Below are 257 nucleotides of genomic sequence, written 5' to 3' on the forward strand. Positions count from 1 at the left end.
CTTGATATGGATACTTATCAGCGATTTCTAAAATATGAAACAAACTCATTACCTCATATGCCTTTTCTTCCATATGAGAAACTGATTTTTTCTCTAATATCATTGGTAACATAATATTTTCTTTAACTGTTAGGCTATCTAATAGATTAAATTCTTGAAAGACAAAGCCTAAATGCTGCCTTCTAAAAAGTGCTAATTGATTATCACTCAAATTACTTATGTCTTCACCTGTTACTAAAATCTCACCTGAAGTAGGT

1 protein-coding gene is annotated in these 257 nt (G+C 30.0%); it reads right to left on the reverse strand.

The window, feature by feature from the left end:
- The coding region (locus tag AOA60_RS03695; protein WP_143522369.1) for an ATP-binding cassette domain-containing protein at positions 1 to 257 on the reverse strand (257 nt) is incomplete at both ends.

Origin of the sequence: Pseudomonas sp. 2822-17, assembly GCF_002742485.1 — a bacterium.
GTDB lineage: Bacteria > Pseudomonadota > Gammaproteobacteria > Pseudomonadales > Pseudomonadaceae > Aquipseudomonas > Aquipseudomonas cyclaminis.